General features: G+C 59.2%; 13 protein-coding genes and 2 tRNA genes. 7 read left to right on the plus strand and 8 right to left on the minus strand.

The features are described 5' to 3' along the window. The gene (locus LSG25_RS10035) at positions 1-2751 is read left to right on the plus strand and encodes a pitrilysin family protein (RefSeq protein WP_232744500.1); all 2751 of its coding nucleotides are present in this window, start codon (positions 1-3) and stop codon (positions 2749-2751) included. Between the two features lie 858 nt (positions 2752-3609). On the opposite strand, the gene dnaJ is transcribed toward LSG25_RS10035, so the two are convergent. The 6 genes from dnaJ to hrcA all read right to left on the minus strand — a co-directional run bounded on the left by dnaJ (position 3610) and on the right by hrcA (position 10108). Further along, complete coding sequence (gene dnaJ, locus LSG25_RS10040; RefSeq protein ID WP_232744501.1) at positions 3610-4731, minus strand: molecular chaperone DnaJ; 1122 nt, start codon at positions 4729-4731, stop codon at positions 3610-3612. Positions 4732-4835: 104 nt separating this feature from the next. Then, the gene (dnaK, locus tag LSG25_RS10045) at positions 4836-6761 is read right to left on the minus strand and encodes a molecular chaperone DnaK (RefSeq protein ID WP_232744502.1); all 1926 of its coding nucleotides are present in this window, start codon (positions 6759-6761) and stop codon (positions 4836-4838) included. 112 nt (positions 6762-6873) lie between these two features. Further along, positions 6874-7209, minus strand: coding sequence for a co-chaperone YbbN (locus tag LSG25_RS10050; RefSeq protein WP_232744641.1), 336 nt, complete (start codon positions 7207-7209; stop codon positions 6874-6876). Between the two features lie 54 nt (positions 7210-7263). Next, a complete protein-coding gene (gene grpE, locus LSG25_RS10055; RefSeq protein ID WP_232740811.1) occupies positions 7264-7845 on the minus strand; it encodes a nucleotide exchange factor GrpE in 582 nt (193 codons plus the stop codon). A gap of 129 nt (positions 7846-7974) precedes the next feature. Then, positions 7975-9039 carry a ferrochelatase gene (hemH, locus tag LSG25_RS10060; RefSeq protein WP_232740812.1) on the minus strand — a complete coding sequence of 355 codons (1065 nt, stop codon included), beginning with the start codon at positions 9037-9039 and terminating at the stop codon, positions 7975-7977. Between the two features lie 58 nt (positions 9040-9097). After that, positions 9098-10108 carry a heat-inducible transcriptional repressor HrcA gene (hrcA, locus tag LSG25_RS10065; protein ID WP_232740813.1) on the minus strand — a complete coding sequence of 337 codons (1011 nt, stop codon included), beginning with the start codon at positions 10106-10108 and terminating at the stop codon, positions 9098-9100. Between the two features lie 115 nt (positions 10109-10223). Here hrcA and LSG25_RS10070 point away from each other — a divergent pair, with 115 nt between their 5' ends. After that, positions 10224-11123 (plus strand): NAD kinase, encoded by a 900-nt coding sequence (locus LSG25_RS10070; RefSeq protein WP_232740814.1) that lies wholly within the window; start codon positions 10224-10226, stop codon positions 11121-11123. Between the two features lie 4 nt (positions 11124-11127). Then, the gene (recN, locus tag LSG25_RS10075; RefSeq protein ID WP_232740815.1) at positions 11128-12771 is read left to right on the plus strand and encodes a DNA repair protein RecN; all 1644 of its coding nucleotides are present in this window, start codon (positions 11128-11130) and stop codon (positions 12769-12771) included. A gap of 24 nt (positions 12772-12795) precedes the next feature. On the opposite strand, the gene fur is transcribed toward recN, so the two are convergent. Beyond that, the gene (fur, locus tag LSG25_RS10080; protein ID WP_232740816.1) at positions 12796-13233 is read right to left on the minus strand and encodes a ferric iron uptake transcriptional regulator; all 438 of its coding nucleotides are present in this window, start codon (positions 13231-13233) and stop codon (positions 12796-12798) included. Between the two features lie 212 nt (positions 13234-13445). Between fur and LSG25_RS10085 the strand changes: the two genes are divergently transcribed. Both LSG25_RS10085 and dapB read left to right on the plus strand, forming a co-directional pair. Then, a complete protein-coding gene (locus tag LSG25_RS10085; protein ID WP_232744642.1) occupies positions 13446-13910 on the plus strand; it encodes an outer membrane protein assembly factor BamE in 465 nt (154 codons plus the stop codon). Positions 13911-13918: 8 nt separating this feature from the next. Next, positions 13919-14710, plus strand: coding sequence for a 4-hydroxy-tetrahydrodipicolinate reductase (gene dapB / locus LSG25_RS10090; RefSeq protein WP_232744643.1), 792 nt, complete (start codon positions 13919-13921; stop codon positions 14708-14710). 30 nt (positions 14711-14740) lie between these two features. On the opposite strand, the gene murB is transcribed toward dapB, so the two are convergent. Next, on the minus strand, positions 14741-15760 hold the full coding sequence (gene murB / locus LSG25_RS10095) for a UDP-N-acetylmuramate dehydrogenase (RefSeq protein ID WP_232740817.1): 1020 nt from the start codon (positions 15758-15760) through the stop codon (positions 14741-14743). A 286-nt stretch (positions 15761-16046) separates the two neighbouring features. Here murB and LSG25_RS10100 point away from each other — a divergent pair. Both LSG25_RS10100 and LSG25_RS10105 read left to right on the plus strand, forming a co-directional pair. Continuing rightward, a tRNA-Gly gene (locus LSG25_RS10100) sits at positions 16047-16122 on the plus strand. 67 nt (positions 16123-16189) lie between these two features. Next, positions 16190-16263, plus strand: a tRNA-Cys gene (locus LSG25_RS10105). The last annotated feature ends 185 nt before the right edge of the window (positions 16264-16448 follow it).

Below are 16448 nucleotides of genomic sequence, written 5' to 3' on the forward strand. Positions count from 1 at the left end.
ATGAATTCAACCGCCTCCAAAGTTCTCAGATACCTGAGCACCCTGTTCCTGAGCAGTCTCGTGGCCGCCCCCGCCGGCGCCCTTGCTCTGCCCGACGGCATCACGCTGGGGTCTTCCGTAGAGGGAACCACCGAATACACCCTGAGCAACGGCCTGCGCGTTTTGCTCTCGCCCGACGATTCCAAGCCGACCACCACTGTAAACATGACCTACCTGGTCGGATCCCGCAACGAAAATTATGGCCAGACCGGTATGGCGCACCTGCTGGAACACATGATGTTCCGCGGCACGCCGACCCTGCATAACGCCCTGGCCGAATTCTCCAAGCGGGGCCTGCAGGCCAATGGCTCGACCACCAGCGACCGCACCAACTACTACGCCAGCTTTGCCGCCAATCCGGACACCCTGTCCTGGTTCCTGGGCTGGCAAGCCGATGCCATGGTGAATTCGCTGATCGCCAAAAGCGATCTGGACTCGGAAATGACGGTGGTGCGCAATGAAATGGAGCGAGGCGAGAACAGCCCATTCCAGGTGCTGATGCAAAAAATGCAGGCTACCGCCTATCAATGGCACAACTATGGCCACAACACCATAGGCGCCCGCTCGGATGTTGAAAACGTCGACGTGGGGCAACTGAAGGCTTTCTATAAAGAGTATTACCAGCCCGATAATGCGGTCCTGATCGTATCCGGTAAATTCGATCCCGCCGCCACGCTGCATACCATTGCGCAGGCTTTCGATAAAATTCCCAAACCCACTCGTCACCTGCCCGCCGAGTATACGGTCGAACCGGTTCAGGACGGCGAGCGCGAGGTCGTCCTGCGCCGCCATGGCGGCAGCCCCCTGATAGCGGCGCTGTTCCATATTCCCGAAGCGGCGAGCCCCGACTACATACCTGTCGATCTGGGCGTAGCCATCATCGGCGACACGCCGTCGGGCCGGCTTTATCACGCTTTGGTCGACAGCAAGTTGAGCGCCAGCGTTTTCGGATTCACGGCCGGCCTGCGGCAACCGGGCTACGCCTTTTTCGGCGCCCAGCTGGAACCCGGCATGGACCAGACGCGCGCCCTGCAAACACTCAACGACACGCTGGCATCCTTGCCCAAACAGCCCTTTACCCAGGCTGAGCTCGACCGCATCAAGAGCAAATGGCTCACCGACTGGCAGCAAACCTACGCCGACCCTCAAAGCATGGCCGGCGCCCTGTCCGAAGCGGTCGCCGACGGCGACTGGCGTTTGTTCTTCTTGCAGCGCGACCGAGCCGAAAAGGCCACGCTATCTCAAGTTCAACAGGCAACACAGGCTTATCTGGTACGCAGCAATCGCACCAACGGTTTGTACATACCCACCGACAAGCCGCTGCGCGCCCCCGCGCCCGGATCTGTCGACCTGGCAGCCCTGCTCAATGGCTACAAAGGCAAGGAGGCGCCAAAAGCGGCGGCGGCCTTCAATCCCAGCCCGGCCAATATCGATGCCAGCACCCAGCGCACGCCCTTGGTGCTGCCCAATGGCACAGTCAAGCTGGCCCTCTTGCCCAAGCCGACACGAGGCGATCGCGTCGAAGCCCGGCTGCTGATTCAATTCGGCAATGTCGACGCTCTCAAGGGTCAGCGCACCGTTGCCAAGGCCGTCGCGGCCCTGCTGAATCGCGGCACGGATAAATTATCGCGCCAGGCGATCCAGGACAAGTTCGATGCCCTTCAAGCCAACGTCGATTTCGAAGGCTCGGCGGGAACGCTGGCGGTAAGCATGTCGACTACGCAGCAGCATCTCCCGGCCCTGATCGATCTCGTCATCGATATCGTGCGCAATGCCAACTTCCCGGCCAAGGAACTTGCCGAGTACCAGCTGGAATTGACGACCAGTATCAAAAATGCAATGTCCGAACCGGGTGCGCTGGCGTCGCGAGCCCTGGCGCGGCATACTGACCCCTATCCCAGCGACGACATACGCTATACACCAACCTTTGCCGAAGCTCTCGACCATATTGCGGCCCTGAAACAACAGGATCTTCTTGATTTTCATCAAAAATTCTATGGAGCGGGCCAGATCGAATTCGCAGCGGTCGGCGCATTCGATCCCGATGCCGTGAAGGCCTCTCTTGGCAAAGGCCTGGATGGATGGAAGAAAGCTCCCGCCTATACCCGTATTCCCGACCCGTATCATGCGGTGGCACCGCAAGACTTCAAGATCGATACGCCGGACAAGGCCAATGCCTTTTATCTCGCCGACCTGCCGATCAAGCTCCAGGATACCGACCCCGACTTTCCTGCTTTGTATGTGGCGAATTATCTCCTGGGTGGATCGGAAACGTCGCGCCTATGGAATCGAATTCGTGTGAAAGAGGGGCTATCCTACGATGTGCGCAGTAGCCTGAATGCGTCCTCGTATGAGCCGTCCGGCGACTGGTCGATCTATGCGATACAGGCTCCGCAAAACAGCCATCGCCTGCAGACGGCTGTCCAGGAAGAGCTGGCGCGCGCGCTGCGCGATGGCTTCAGCGCCGACGAAGTGCGGGAAGGCATCGCGGCTTTGCTAAGCTACCGGAAACTGGCCCGCGCGCAAGACAATGTCCTGGCCGGCGCCTGGATCAACTATATGCAGCAGGGGCGCACTTTCGCCTGGTCGGAAAAGATCGACCAGGCGCTTTCCGCTCTGACCGCGGAAAAGGTCAATGCGGCTTTGCGTGCTGCATTGAAGCCTGGTGATTTCAGCATCGCCATTGCGGGCGACGAGAAAAAAATGAAGTAGGGGTGCCTCTTGTGGGCGGCCACCAGAGCTGCACCTGCTGGTGCATTTTTGGTTCGGGTGTTTACCGCGCTGAATGCGTTTCGGTCGATTTTTTTTGCGCCGTTCAGGTTTGGTTATTACTTTGGGCGGTAGTTCTATAAAGACGCCGCAGGGTGGGCGGTGCTGTGCAGTCCGGCACGTCCAGCGGTCGTGGCGCTGCGCGCCCCGACTGCCCGGGTCTGCCTCGTCCAGGCGGGCGTCGGGCGAACTCGCCCGGCCTCGCGAGGCCGGGCTCAGACAGCGCCCGCCGAAAGCCCCCGCCTTCCCTTCGTCAGCACCCGGCGCTGGACTACCGCCGGACTGCACAGCACCGCCCACCCTGCGGCTTACGTTGAGGAAATGCCTCGAGGTATACATTGGGGAAGCCGCGTTTAGCCAATCACAGGCTACGTTGAGGCGGTGGGTGCTTTTAGTACACCCAGTCGTCAATCCAGGTAGATGTGGCGACGTGATGGAGGCATGAGTGCGGGCACGTTAACGGTTCTATGGGTGCAGGCCCATTAACTATCGGTGCAAGCACATTGGTTCCAGGCAAGCCCTAACGTGAGCCGTCTATCGGGGCTTGGGGGCAGGACCGGCGTAAGGCGTGCGCCGGATGCTACCGTAGGGAAGGCGGGGGCTTTCGGCGGGCCATGTTTGAGCGCAGCCGCGCCAGCGGCGTAGCGAGTTTGGCCCGACGCCCGCCTGGACGAGGTAGATCCGGATCAAGCACGCCGTGCCGGCCCTGACCCCAAGCCCCGATAGACGGCGTCTTCAAATACCAAAACTACCAAAACGTAAATACCAATACCCCATCCATCGAAGAATGCCGTAAACGCCCTAGCTGAAGAAGCTCTTTACTCTATCGGTCCAGGATTCGCTTTTGGGCGAGTGCTTTTCACCACCCTGCTGCAGCGAGGCCTCGAATTGATGCAAAATTTTCTTTTGCTCTTCGGTCAGGCGAACCGGCGTTTCCACCGACACATGGCAATACAGGTCGCCGGGATAACTGGCGCGTATGCCGCGGATGCCTTTGCCGCGCAAACGGAAAGTCTTGCCGGTTTGCGTGCCCTCCGGTATGGTGATTTCCCCTTTGCCCGCCAAAGTGGGCACCTCGAGCGCACCACCCAATGCCGCCCTGGTAAAGGGAATCGTCAACTCGCAATGAAGGTCTTCGCCATCGCGCTGGAAAATACCGTGAGGCTTCAGATGGATTTCCACATACAGATCCCCCGAGGGGCCGCCATTCACGCCCGGCTCGCCATTGCCCGATGAACGTATCCGCATGCCGTCATCGATACCGGCCGGAATCTTGACCTGCAGAGTCTTGTTTTTGCGCGTCCGGCCCACGCCATCACACGCCACGCATGGATCGGTGATTTCCTTGCCCGTACCGTGACACGTAGGACAAGTTTGCTGCACGCTGAAAAAACCCTGCTGCATGCGCACGGTGCCGTTGCCGCTGCAGGTATGGCAGGTTTTGGCCTGCGTCCCCGGCTTCGCGCCCGTGCCGTGGCAGGTATCGCAGGTTTCCCAGCTGGGCACGCGGATTTCCGTGTCGAACCCACTGGCGGCCTGTTCCAGGCTGATGTCCAGGGTATATTTGAGATCGGCCCCCCGATACACTTGCGGGCCGCCGCCGCGACGGCCGCCGCCACCGCCGAAGATCTCGCCGAATATATCGCCAAAGGCATCGGCAAAGCCAGCGCCGCCCATGCCGCCCGCCCCCCCGTTGGGGTCGACGCCGGCATGGCCAAAACGGTCGTAAGCGCTGCGCTTTTCCTCATCGGACAGCATCTCGTAGGCTTCTTTGGCCTCTTTGAACTTTCCTTCCGCTTCCTTGCTATCCGGATTTCGATCCGGATGGTACTTCATGGCCAGCTTGCGGTAGGCTTTTTTAATTTCGTCATCAGAGGCGTTTTTCGCCACACCCAGGATTTCGTAAAAATCGCGTTTTGCCATTTCGATTGCTTGCGTCCAGGACGCCTATTCTTTAGAACGGAACAAGAATGCCCGATCTCCGACTGACCGTCGGAAACCGGGCTCTCGACTATTAAGACCAGGCCTTACTGATCGCGTTTGACCTCTTTAAAATCGGCGTCAACGACATTTTCGTCGGCAGGCTGCTCGGTTGCCCCCGCCGCCCCTTGCTGCGCAGCGGCCTTGGCCTGCATATCGGCGTACATCTTTTCGCCCAGTTTCTGAGACGCTGTGGTCAGCGCCTCGACCTTGCCGTCGATGGTAGCCTTGTCGCCATCTTTCAAGGAGTCCTGCAACTCTTTGATTGAGTTTTCGATTGCTTCTTTTTCTGAAGCGTCAAGCTTATCGCCGTACTCTTCCAGGGACTTGCGGGTGGAGTGCACCAGCGCATCGGCCTGGTTGCGAGTCAGGGCCAGCTCGGCCACACGGTGATCTTCCTCGGCATTGGCCTCGGCATCTTTGACCATGCGTTCGATTTCGTCGTCGGTCAGGCCCGAATTGGCCTTGATGGTGATTTTGTTTTCTTTGCCGGTGCCTTTGTCTTTGGCCGACACATGCAAAATACCATTGGCGTCGATATCGAAGGTGACTTCGATTTGCGGCGTGCCGCGGGCCGACGGCGGAATGCCTTCCAGGTTGAATTCACCCAGGCCTTTGTTGCCGGCCGCGATTTCACGCTCGCCCTGGAACACCTTGATCGTCACGGCGGGCTGATTGTCGTCGGCCGTGGAAAACACCTGCGAAAAGCGGGTCGGAATCGTGGTGTTCTTCTGGATCATCTTGGTCATGACGCCGCCCAGGGTTTCGATGCCCAGGGACAAAGGCGTTACGTCAAGCAGCAGCACGTCTTTGCGATCGCCGGCCAGGACCGAGCCCTGGATCGCCGCGCCGGCCGCTACCGCCTCGTCGGGGTTGACGTCCTTGCGAGGATCCTTGCCGAAGAACTCCTTGACCTTTTCCTGCACCTTGGGCATGCGTGTCATGCCGCCGACCAGAATCACGTCGTCGATTTCGGATACTTTCACGCCCGCATCCTTGATGGCCACGCGGCAAGGATCGATGGTGCGTTCGATCAGCTCTTCGACCAGGGCTTCGAGCTTGGCACGCGTAATCTTCAGATTGAGGTGCTTGGGGCCGGAAGCATCAGCCGTAATGTACGGCAGATTGATTTCGGTTTGCTGAGCCGAGGACAGTTCAATCTTGGCCTTTTCGGCAGATTCTTTCAGGCGCTGCAGGGCCAGGACATCTTTGGACAAGTCGACGCCGCTTTCTTTCTTGAATTCGCCGATGATGTAGTCGATGATGCGCTGATCGAAGTCTTCGCCGCCCAGGAATGTATCGCCGTTGGTCGACAGGACTTCGAACTGTTTTTCACCATCGACATCGGCGATTTCAATAATCGAAATATCGAAAGTACCGCCGCCCAGATCGTATACCGCAATTTTACGGTCGCCTTTTTCGGCTTTGTCCATGCCGAATGCCAAGGCCGCGGCGGTCGGCTCATTGATGATGCGTTTGACCTCAAGGCCGGCAATCCGGCCCGCGTCTTTGGTGGCCTGGCGCTGGCTGTCGTTGAAGTAGGCCGGAACAGTGATCACGGCTTCGGTGACTTCTTCGCCCAGATAATCTTCGGCGGTTTTCTTCATTTTGCGCAACACATCGGCTGAAACCTGCGGAGGCGCAAGCTTTTTGCCCTGGGCTTCGACCCAGGCGTCGCCGTTGTCGGCCTTGATGATGCCGTAGGGCATCAGGTGTATGTCTTTCTGCACAGCCTTTTCGTCGAACTTGCGGCCGATCAGGCGCTTCACGGCATAGAGCGTATTCTTGGGGTTGGTGACGGCCTGGCGTTTGGCCGGAGCGCCCACCAGCACTTCACCGTCTTGCATATAGGCGACGATCGAAGGCGTTGTGCGCGTGCCTTCCGCATTTTCAATAATGATGACTTTACTGCCATCAAGAACGGCTACACAGCTATTGGTGGTGCCAAGGTCGATACCGATAATTTTGCCCATGATCTCTAACTCTGAAAATAGATTGAATACGTAAAAATGAACCAGGATGAATCTAAATTGGGGATAACTCGCCCCATTTCAAGTCTGGCACCCCTGAATATTTACTTCGAAGCTACCCGGTGCGGGCGCGCAAGCGCGCCACAGCCTCGCTGAACTGGGGCAGCCCCGGCCATCCGGATATGCGCCCCAGACGCTTGCCAGCCTGATAAAACACAAAAGCCGGTACTCCATGCAGGCCAAACCGCCTGCCCAGCGCTTCATCCTGGTACACATTGGCATGAAACCAGCTTAAACCCAATGCCTTGAGTTGATCCTGGAGCATCAGCGCGGTGTTTTTAAACAAGGTGCAATTGTAACAATCCTTGCCCCACATAAAAACACAACGCAGATCCGCCCCTTCCGCATTCACAACCAGCGCGTCGAAACTAGTGCTGTCGACCTCGCTCATGGCAAACAGACTGAATACCTCAGCCGGGTCGAATTCCTGGGTAGTAGCCACGACTCAGGCCGCGGGACCCGCGGACACTGTAACCAGCGCGGGACGCAGCACGCGGTCGGCAATGGTGTAGCCTTTTTGCAGCGTCTGTGCCACCGTACCGCTGGGCTGATCGGCGGGAACAGAAGAAATCGCCTGATGCAGATGCGGATCGAACTTGTCGCCCACGGCGGGCGCCACCTCTTTAAGCAGATTGCGATCGAAAGCCGAGCTGAGTTGCTTGAGGGTCGCTTCGACGCCTTCACGCCAGGATTCGACGGTTTGATCGGGCAGCGCCAAGGCGGCCTCGAGGCTGTCTTTAACCGGGACCAGGCTTTCCGCGAACGACTCGGTACCGAATTTGCGGGCTTTGGCGACATCGTCCTGAGCGCGGCGCCGTATGTTTTCGACTTCCGCCTTGGCGCGCAACAATTGATCATGATATTGCGCTACCTGGGCCTGAGCGGTCTCGAGCAAGGCGGCCAGATCGTCGGATGCATCGGCGGCGGCATCCAGATCGTGCTCTGCATTGTTCAGTTCAAGTTTTTCCGAGGTATCGACAGGTTGATTTTCCTGCTTGGGTTCCAGGGATTCATTCGTCGCCGACATAAGGCTCTCCACATCAAAAAATTAACTCTATTCAATAAGAATGGGGGCGGAAGCCCCCTTTTCAAGCCCTTAGCCCGGCGAAGGACCCGGGGTAAGGGCCTATCAGGATACACCAGGCCAGGCAAGGGTTTAATCCAGCCAATCGCCCGCGTAACGCCTGATGAGACCGCTCAGACCGGCGATCCACGCCGGATCGTCGTTCAGGCACGGCAGATAACGGAACTGTTCGCCGCCCGCCGCCAAAAATGCGTCCCGGCATTGCAGCTGGATTTCTTCAAGCGTTTCCAGGCAGTCGGCCAGGAACCCGGGACACATCACGTCCACACGCTTGATGCCCTGCTTCGCCCAGGCCTTCAGGGTGGGTTCGGTGTAAGGCTCAAGCCATTTTTCCGCGCCGAAACGGCTTTGGAACGAGACCTCGACCAGGCTCGCATCGGCGCCCAGCGACTGTTTGAGCAGCATCGCGGTTTCCATGCAGTCGCGATAATAAGGGTCGCCCTGCTCCACCACGCGCCGCGGCAGGCCGTGAAAGCTGAGCAGCAATTTTTGCGGTTTGCCATGTTCCTGCCAGTAGCGCCGCACTTGGGCGGCCAGAGCGCCGATATAGGCCGGATCAGTGCAAAAGCGCTTTACAAAACGCAGCTCGGGCTGATTGCGCAGGCGCGCCGCCACCGCCGCCACCTGGTCGACCGCGGTCGCCGTGGTGCTGGCGGCATACTGCGGATACATGGGAACGGTCAAAATACGTTCGCAACCCTGGGCACGCAAGTTCGCAAGAGCAGCGGCAATCGACGGATTGCCGTAACGCATGGCCAGCTCGACTCGAACCGGCGCGCCCTCCGCATCCAGTTGCCGCTGCACCCCCTGCGCCTGGGCGCGGCTCCATACCAGCAGCGGCGATCCGCCCTCCATCCATATTTCCTCATAGCGGGGAGCCAGCTTGCGCGGACGGCGCGTCAGGATGAAACCGCGCAAAATGACCTGCCACAAAAGAGCGGGAATTTCGATAACGCGCGAGTCGGACAGGAATTCGGCCAGATAGCGGCGAATCGATGGCGCGGTGGGCAGGTCGGGCGTACCCAGATTCACCAGCAGCACCCCTACGGGGCCCGCGTCGCGCGGCGGCGGGCTGGTATCGAAAGCATGGGGATCGGCCGGCTCGGGCTGAAAACGGGGGGCAAATAAACTCGACACGTGACCGCTCTTGGTGTTTTATGTGGCCCCGCCGCGCGGCAAGGACTGGAAATGGAATTCAGGGCTGGTTATGGCTAAGCGCATTGGACAGCAGGCGCGCCGTAATATCGACAATCGGAATGACGCGTTCGTAAGACATGCGCGAGGGCCCTATGACACCCAGCGTGCCCACCACCTTGCCGTCCACCCCATAGGGCGCCGTAATGACCGAGACATCTTCCATGGGAACCAGCCGCGAATCGCCGCCGATATAGATCTGTACGCCTTGCGCCCGGCTGGATACATCCAGCAATTGCAGAAGATCGGTTTTCTTTTCGAACAGGGCGAACATCCGGCGCAAGCGATCCATATCGGAAGCGATATCGGTGATATCGAGCAAATTGCGCTCTCCCGAGATGACTACCGCCTCATCGGAATCGTCTGTCGCGGTGCCAGCCTCGACCGCGGCCTGCATCAGGCGCGAGATATCCGCCTGCAGGGACGAAAGCTCATCGGCCAGCGAAGCCCGTACCTGGCTGAACGACATGCCGGCAAAATGATGATTGAAGAAATTGCTGGCTTCTTGCAGTTCCTGCTCGAGGTAGTCGCGCGATACCGACAGAATACGGTTTTGCACGTCGCCATCGGGCGTCACGATGATCAGCAGCACCCGTTTGTCGGACAGGCGAATGAATTCGATCTGGCGAAACACTTGCGCCCGCTTCGGCGCCAGCACCACCCCCGCAAACTGCGACAAATTCGATAACAGGGCCGCCGCGGCATTCACTGCCCGGCTGGGTTCAGTTACCGGCAGCATTTCGCGTATCTGGGCCGGCTGCAATACTTCGAAGCGCTGCACCGCCAGCAGACGGTCGACGAACATCCGGTAGCCGCGCGGAGTGGGAATGCGGCCCGCCGAAGTGTGCGGGCTATGGATCAGGCCCAGCTCTTCGAGATCGGCCATGACGTTGCGTATGGTCGCCGGCGAAAGGTCGAACATTTTGGAAAGCGTGCGCGACCCTACCGGCTGGCCATCAGCGATATAACGTTCGATAAGCGCTTTTAAAAGCGCATTGGCTCTGTCATCCATATCCGTATTTTATGTAATCTGGCGAAAACAGGCTTTTTTTACCTACTTCCTAAACTCGGGACACCCATATAATCGATTTATCACCACTCTAATCCATTACTCAAGGTCTGTGCCCATGCACTTCAAAACCGTTGCGATTATCGGCCGCCATCAGGACAGTGGACTCGATACACCTTTGCGTCAACTAGCCGACACTTTACAGGCTGCGGGATGCAATGTGCTAATCGAGGCCGATACTGCCCGTAATACGGGGATCACCGAACACTCAATCGGCAGTTACGAAGAAATCGGCCAACGCGCCGATCTGGCGGTCATCATGGGGGGAGACGGCACCATGCTGGGCGCCGGGCGCCATCTCGCGCATACCCGCGTACCCCTCATCGGCATCAACCACGGACGCCTGGGGTTTATTACCGACATTCCGCTGCGCAGCGCCCAGGATGCGCTCACCAGCGTCATCAATGGCAACTTCGAGGCCGAAGACCGCGTCCTGCTCGAAGGGCGCGTCATGCGTGGCGAAAAAACCATGTTTTCCGGGGTCGCGCTAAACGATGTCGTCATCAACCGCGCCGGCCGGGGCGGCATGATCGAACTGCGCATCGAACTCGATGGCGCATTCATGTACAGCCAGCGCGCCGACGGCCTGATCATCGCCACGCCCACAGGTTCGACCGCTTATTCGCTCTCGGCCAACGGCCCCATCCTGCATCCCAAGCTCAATGCCATCCTGCTGGTTCCCGTAGCCCCTCAAACCCTGTCGAACCGCCCTATTGTCATCCCCGATACCGGTACCCTGAGCATGACGATCACCGCGCTCGGGCGAGTCGAATCGGGCGCCAGCGTCCACTTCGACATGCAGACCTGGTCCGACTGCCAGCCCGGCGACCGCATCGACGTGCGCCGCGCACAGCATACGGTGCGTTTCATACATCCCACCGGCTACAGTTTTTTTTCCACCTTGCGCCGCAAGCTGCACTGGAACCGCATGCCGCAACCCTCCGACGAGGTCGAATAAACCCATGCTACGCACCCTGCACATTCGAGACTTTGTCATCGTCGACCAGGCCGACATACAGTTCGAGCCGGGCTTTACCGTATTTTCCGGTGAAACCGGAGCCGGCAAATCGATCCTGATCGATGCCCTGTCGCTGACGCTGGGCGCGCGCGGCGACGCCAGCGTCGTGCGCGACAATGCCGCCCGCACCGATATCAGCGCCGTCTTCGATGTCCCCGATACCCTGCACCCATGGCTGCAAGAGCGCGAGCTCGATACCGACGACGCCCTCGTGCTGCGCCGCGTCATCGACACCCAGGCGCGCAGCAAGGCTTTCATCAACGGCCTGCCCGTCACCCTGGGGCAGCTACGCGAACTGGGCGAACTGCTGGTCGACATACACGGCCAGCACGCCCACCAAAGCCTGCTCAAAACCGCCAGCCAACGCGATTTGCTCGATGCCCAGGGCGGCCACCAGCCCTTGGTCAAACAGGTGCAGCAAGCCTGGCAGCAATGGCAGCAGACTCAAAAGATACTCAGCGCCGCCCAAAAAAACGCGGCCACCCTGAAGGAAGAACGCGAACGTCTGGCCTGGCAGGCCGCCGAGCTCGATCGCCTCAACCTGCGCCCCGACGAGTGGAACGCCATCGGCAACGAGCACAGCCGGCTGGCCCACGCCCAATCGCTGCTGGATGGCGCCACCCAGGCCCTGGCCATACTCGATAACGACGAAGACTCCGCCCAGCAGCGCCTGAGTGCCGCCGCTCATCAAATCAAACAGCTGCTGCGTCACGACAGCCATTTGCAAAGCGTCCACGACGCCATCGAGTCCGCCCACATCGCCACGGCCGAGGCCGTGTCCGATTTGAACAGCTACCTGGACAGGCTCGAACTCGACCCCCAGCGCCTGGCCCAGGCCGAACAGCGGCTGGCCGCCATTTTCGACACCGCGCGCAAATTCAAAGTCGAACCCGACGAACTCCTGGCCCTGCAGGAAAACCTGCACCGGCAACTCGACGCCAGCGAAGCCGCCGCCGACATCGACGCCCTGGCCGAGCAGCTTGCCGCGGCCAAAGACGTGTATCAGGCCGCCGCAAAAAAACTCAGCCAGGCACGCCAGAAAACCGGCAAATCCCTGGCCAGGCATGTCACCCAGGCCATGCAGACACTGGCCATGCAAGGCGGCCGTTTCGACATAAGCCTGAATCCGTGCGAGCCTTCCGCTCACGGCAATGAAAGTATCGAATTCCTAGTTGCCGGGCACAGCGGCACCCAGGCAAGGCCTCTGGCCAAAGTGGCCTCGGGCGGCGAACTGGCCCGCTTGTCACTGGCCCTGTCGGTCATCGCCAGCCAGGCAGCGCGAGTTCCCACCCTGATCTTCGACGAGGTCGACACCGGCGTCGGCGGCGCCGTCGCCGAGGTCGTGGGCCGATTGCTGCGGGAACTGGGCCTGCGCCATCAGGTGCTGTGCGTCACGCATCTACCGCAAGTGGCGGCGCGCGGAGCGCACCACTACGAAGTCAGGAAGACCACGGTAAACGGCACTACCCTGTCGACCATCGAGGTACTCAGCGACCAGGAAAGAGTGCACGAAGTGGCGCGCATGCTGGGTGGCCTGACCATTACCGAAACCACCCGCAAGCATGCGCAGGAGATGCTGGCCGAATAAGCCAGGGATGGCGCCCCGGGCCGGCTACTTGAGATGATGATGCAAATGCTTGGGAGCGCATTCGGCGCAGATGCCATAGAGCATCATCGTGTGGCTTTCAAGCGCAAAACCTTTTTCCTTGGCAATTTTTTGCTGGCGTTTTTCGATTTCGGCATCGGAAAACTCGACCACCTTGCCGCAATTGGTGCAAATCAGGTGATCGTGATGATCGCCGTCATTGAGCTCGAAAACAGCTTTGCCGCCGTCGAACTGGCTGCGCATCAGGATACCGGCCTGTTCGAACTGAGTCAGCACGCGGTACACGGTTGCCAGGCCGATTTCGACATCTTCGGCGATCAGTGCGCGATAAATATCTTCGGCGCTTTGATGGCGGTGATCGGCTTTACGAAAAATATCGAGGATCTTCAGGCGCGGGAAAGTCGCCTTCAAGCCCATATTTTTTAGTTCACTTTGGTCGTTCATAGCTAAAATATCTCTGGCGAATGTTGAACTGATGTTCGATTGATCGCGGGTTGCGAAAACAACGAACTCATACTAACGCTATTATGCGTTTATTCTTAAACCTTTATGATAACGGTTTTATTCGAAATGAATAACAGGGGCGCTTCGTGCTGACGACTGCAAAACCATTTTTTTCCAAGCTTCGGACCGGCCTGGCCATAGGCGCGATTGCCATGGCGCTGTCGGCCTGCGGCACCACCAACTGGGGCTTCCCCTATCGGTCCGACGTCCAGCAAGGCAACTGGATCACCGCCGAACAGGTCGCGCAACTCCAGAAAGGCATGACACGCGACCAGGTGCGTTTCATTTTGGGCACTCCGACCCTGCAGGATATCTTCCGCAGCAACCGCTGGGATTACCCCTACCTCAACAAGCCCGGCTACGGCAAAGAACAAGAACGCAAATTCACCGTCTGGTTCACGGGCGACACCCTGGACCACTGGGAAGGCGACAAGCAGCCCGACCGCCAGCCGTTCCAGAAAACCGATACGGGCGCCGCCAAGGCGACCCCCAGCACTGCCAGCGATACGGCCGGCGCAACCAGCACAGCCGACCACAAGTCCAATGTTGAAATCAACGCTACCAGTCCGGCAGCCGCCACGCCGCCCAACCAGACAAGCGTTCAACCCTTGCGCTAGAGGTCATGATGCGTATAGCCATAGCAGGAGCCGACGGACGCATGGGGCGCATGCTCATTGAAGCCGTTCTCGACGCAGCCGACCTGAAGCTTGCCGTTGCGCTCGATCGCGCCGGATCGCCCTCCATAGGGCAGGATGCCGGCGCATTCCTGGGCCGCGATACAGGCGTATCGATCACCGACGACCTCAACGCCCTGTCGCAGGCCGAGTGCCTGATCGACTTCACCCGCCCCGAGGGGACACTGGCCCATTTAAAGGCCTGCGTCCAGCACGGCACCCGATGCGTCATCGGCACGACAGGTTTCGATACGCAAGGCAAACAGGCCATACATGCCGCGGCCCAGAAAATCGCGATCGTGTTTGCCCCCAACATGAGCGTGGGCGTCAATGCCACCCTGAAACTGCTCGACATGGCGGCGCGCCTCTTGAACAGCGGCTACGACGTCGAGGTCTTCGAAGCGCATCACCGCAACAAGGTCGATGCGCCATCCGGCACGGCACTGGCCATGGGCGAGGCAGTTGCCTCGGCCTGGGGCAAGAACCTCGACGACATCGCCGACTGGGCGCGCCACGGCCATACCGGCGCACGCGAAACCGGCCGCATAGGCTTTTCGGTCATGCGGGGCGGCGATCTCGTAGGCGACCACACCGTCTATTTTTGCGGCACGGGCGAACGCATTGAAATCACCCACCGATCCAGCAGCCGCACCACCTACGCACAGGGCAGCCTGCGCGCCGCGCGCTACCTGTCACGCAAGGAAAAGGGCTTGTTCGACATGCAGGACGTGCTCGCCATCTAGATAATTGCCCGAAATCAGGCTGGGCCGGGTTCAGGCCACGGCCACCGGCTCCTGCTCCAGCAGGACGCCGTAACGGGCCGCGACATCGCGGCGAATCGCCTCAGCCAGCATTGCAATATTCTCGGCGCTGGCGCCGCCGTAATTCACCAGCACCAGGGCCTGGCGGTCATGCACTCCCACTGCGCCCATGCGGCGGCCTTTCCAGCCCGTGTGCTCAATCAGCCAGCCGGCCGCCAGCTTGAAAAAACCGCCGTCCTGCGGATACGCCACCACATCCGGATGTGCCGCCCTGATTGCCTCATGATGGCCGGCGGAGACAATCGGATTCTTGAAAAAACTGCCCGCATTGCCCAGCACGGAGGGATCGGGCAGCTTGCGGCGGCGAATCTCGCAGACCGCGTCAAAAACCTGCGCCGCCGTTACCGCGGCGCCCGCCTGCTCCAGCGCCGGATGCCGGCGCAGGTCAGGATAACTCATCACCGCACGCCACGGTTTGGGCAAACAGAAGCGCACCGCGACAATCAGCCACCGCCCCGGCTCCGCATGCTTGAAAAAGCTGTCCCGATAGGCGAATCCGCACTCTGCCGGACTCATTTCCACCTGGCGCCGCTCATGTAGATCCCAGGCGAGCAGGCTATGGAAGCGTTGATCCAGCTCGACGCCATACGCGCCGATGTTCTGCACCGGCGCGGCGCCAACCGTTCCCGGAATCAATGCCAGGTTCTCCAGCCCGTTCCAGCCATTTGCAATACACAGCGCCACAAAATCGTGCCAGACCTCTCCCGCCTGAGCCTCGACAATCAAGGCATCGCCGGAATCGGCCAGGACCCGCACCCCGCGCGACTCCACCTTGATCACCAGACTGTCCAAGCGCGGGGCCAGCACCACATTGCTGCCGCCGCCCAGAACAAAAACCCGGGGATAGCGCCGCGCCGTCTCGGAAAGGTCCGCCAATTGCGCCGATGACTGGTAACGAACAAAGGCCGCCGCCTGCGAACACAGGCCGAGAGTATTGAACGAAGTAAGGTTTTGAGAGGTAATTTGAAGCAAAACTAAGCCCAATTATTGAGGGGTACTTGACACGAAACGCGATACCTATGCTATCATCTTGGTCTTCGCTTAAATGTTACTTGATTTTTAGCCTATGCAGGCGACGAAGATTGTGCCAGTCGGTGTGTGCGTTGCGTAATGGCAAACACCGCGCGGTAAACACCTGGCAAATACCGTTTTTCAAGCCTGCATAATACGTGTGCAATGCAGTTTGCGCGGCAGTAAAAATCCAGATATACTGCGAGGCTGTTTTCGATAGGGCACGGTGCTTCTAACGAATCAACATGCGGGAGTAGCTCAGTTGGTAGAGCGCAACCTTGCCAAGGTTGAGGTCGCGAGTTCGAGACTCGTCTCCCGCTCCAAATTCAAGAGGGAAGCCTTGGCGCTTCCCTCTTTTTACATGTACTTTGTGTACATGTTGTACATGTCGGCGCAATGGCAGAGTGGTCATGCAGCGGATTGCAAATCCGTCCACCCCGGTTCGATTCCGAGTTGCGCCTCCATCACACCTATTTTCCGCCAGGTCCATTCGTGTGTCGAGAACCATAACTTGTCGCAAACGACAGGCTATGGTTCTCGACACATGCTTAACCCAGCGCGCCCATACGCAATTGTTCAGGATTGGCTATCCAATCAAATTGGCCTTTGGCACAATATTCATGGCACGACTCTTGCTTGTTGATCATCA

Source organism: Paralcaligenes sp. KSB-10, assembly GCF_021266465.1.
Lineage (GTDB): Bacteria > Pseudomonadota > Gammaproteobacteria > Burkholderiales > Burkholderiaceae_B.

Coding starts and splice junctions, on each gene's coding strand:
- LSG25_RS10035 (WP_232744500.1), top strand. CDS start 1: ATGAATTCAACCGCCTCCAAAGTTCTCAGATACCTGAGCACCCTGTTC.
- dnaJ (WP_232744501.1), bottom strand. CDS start 4,731: ATGGCAAAACGCGATTTTTACGAAATCCTGGGTGTGGCGAAAAACGCC.
- dnaK (WP_232744502.1), bottom strand. CDS start 6,761: ATGGGCAAAATTATCGGTATCGACCTTGGCACCACCAATAGCTGTGTA.
- LSG25_RS10050 (WP_232744641.1), bottom strand. CDS start 7,209: ATGAGCGAGGTCGACAGCACTAGTTTCGACGCGCTGGTTGTGAATGCG.
- grpE (WP_232740811.1), bottom strand. CDS start 7,845: ATGTCGGCGACGAATGAATCCCTGGAACCCAAGCAGGAAAATCAACCT.
- hrcA (WP_232740813.1), bottom strand. CDS start 10,108: ATGGATGACAGAGCCAATGCGCTTTTAAAAGCGCTTATCGAACGTTAT.
- LSG25_RS10070 (WP_232740814.1), top strand. CDS start 10,224: ATGCACTTCAAAACCGTTGCGATTATCGGCCGCCATCAGGACAGTGGA.
- recN (WP_232740815.1), top strand. CDS start 11,128: ATGCTACGCACCCTGCACATTCGAGACTTTGTCATCGTCGACCAGGCC.
- fur (WP_232740816.1), bottom strand. CDS start 13,233: ATGAACGACCAAAGTGAACTAAAAAATATGGGCTTGAAGGCGACTTTC.
- LSG25_RS10085 (WP_232744642.1), top strand. CDS start 13,446: ATGGCGCTGTCGGCCTGCGGCACCACCAACTGGGGCTTCCCCTATCGG.
- dapB (WP_232744643.1), top strand. CDS start 13,919: ATGCGTATAGCCATAGCAGGAGCCGACGGACGCATGGGGCGCATGCTC.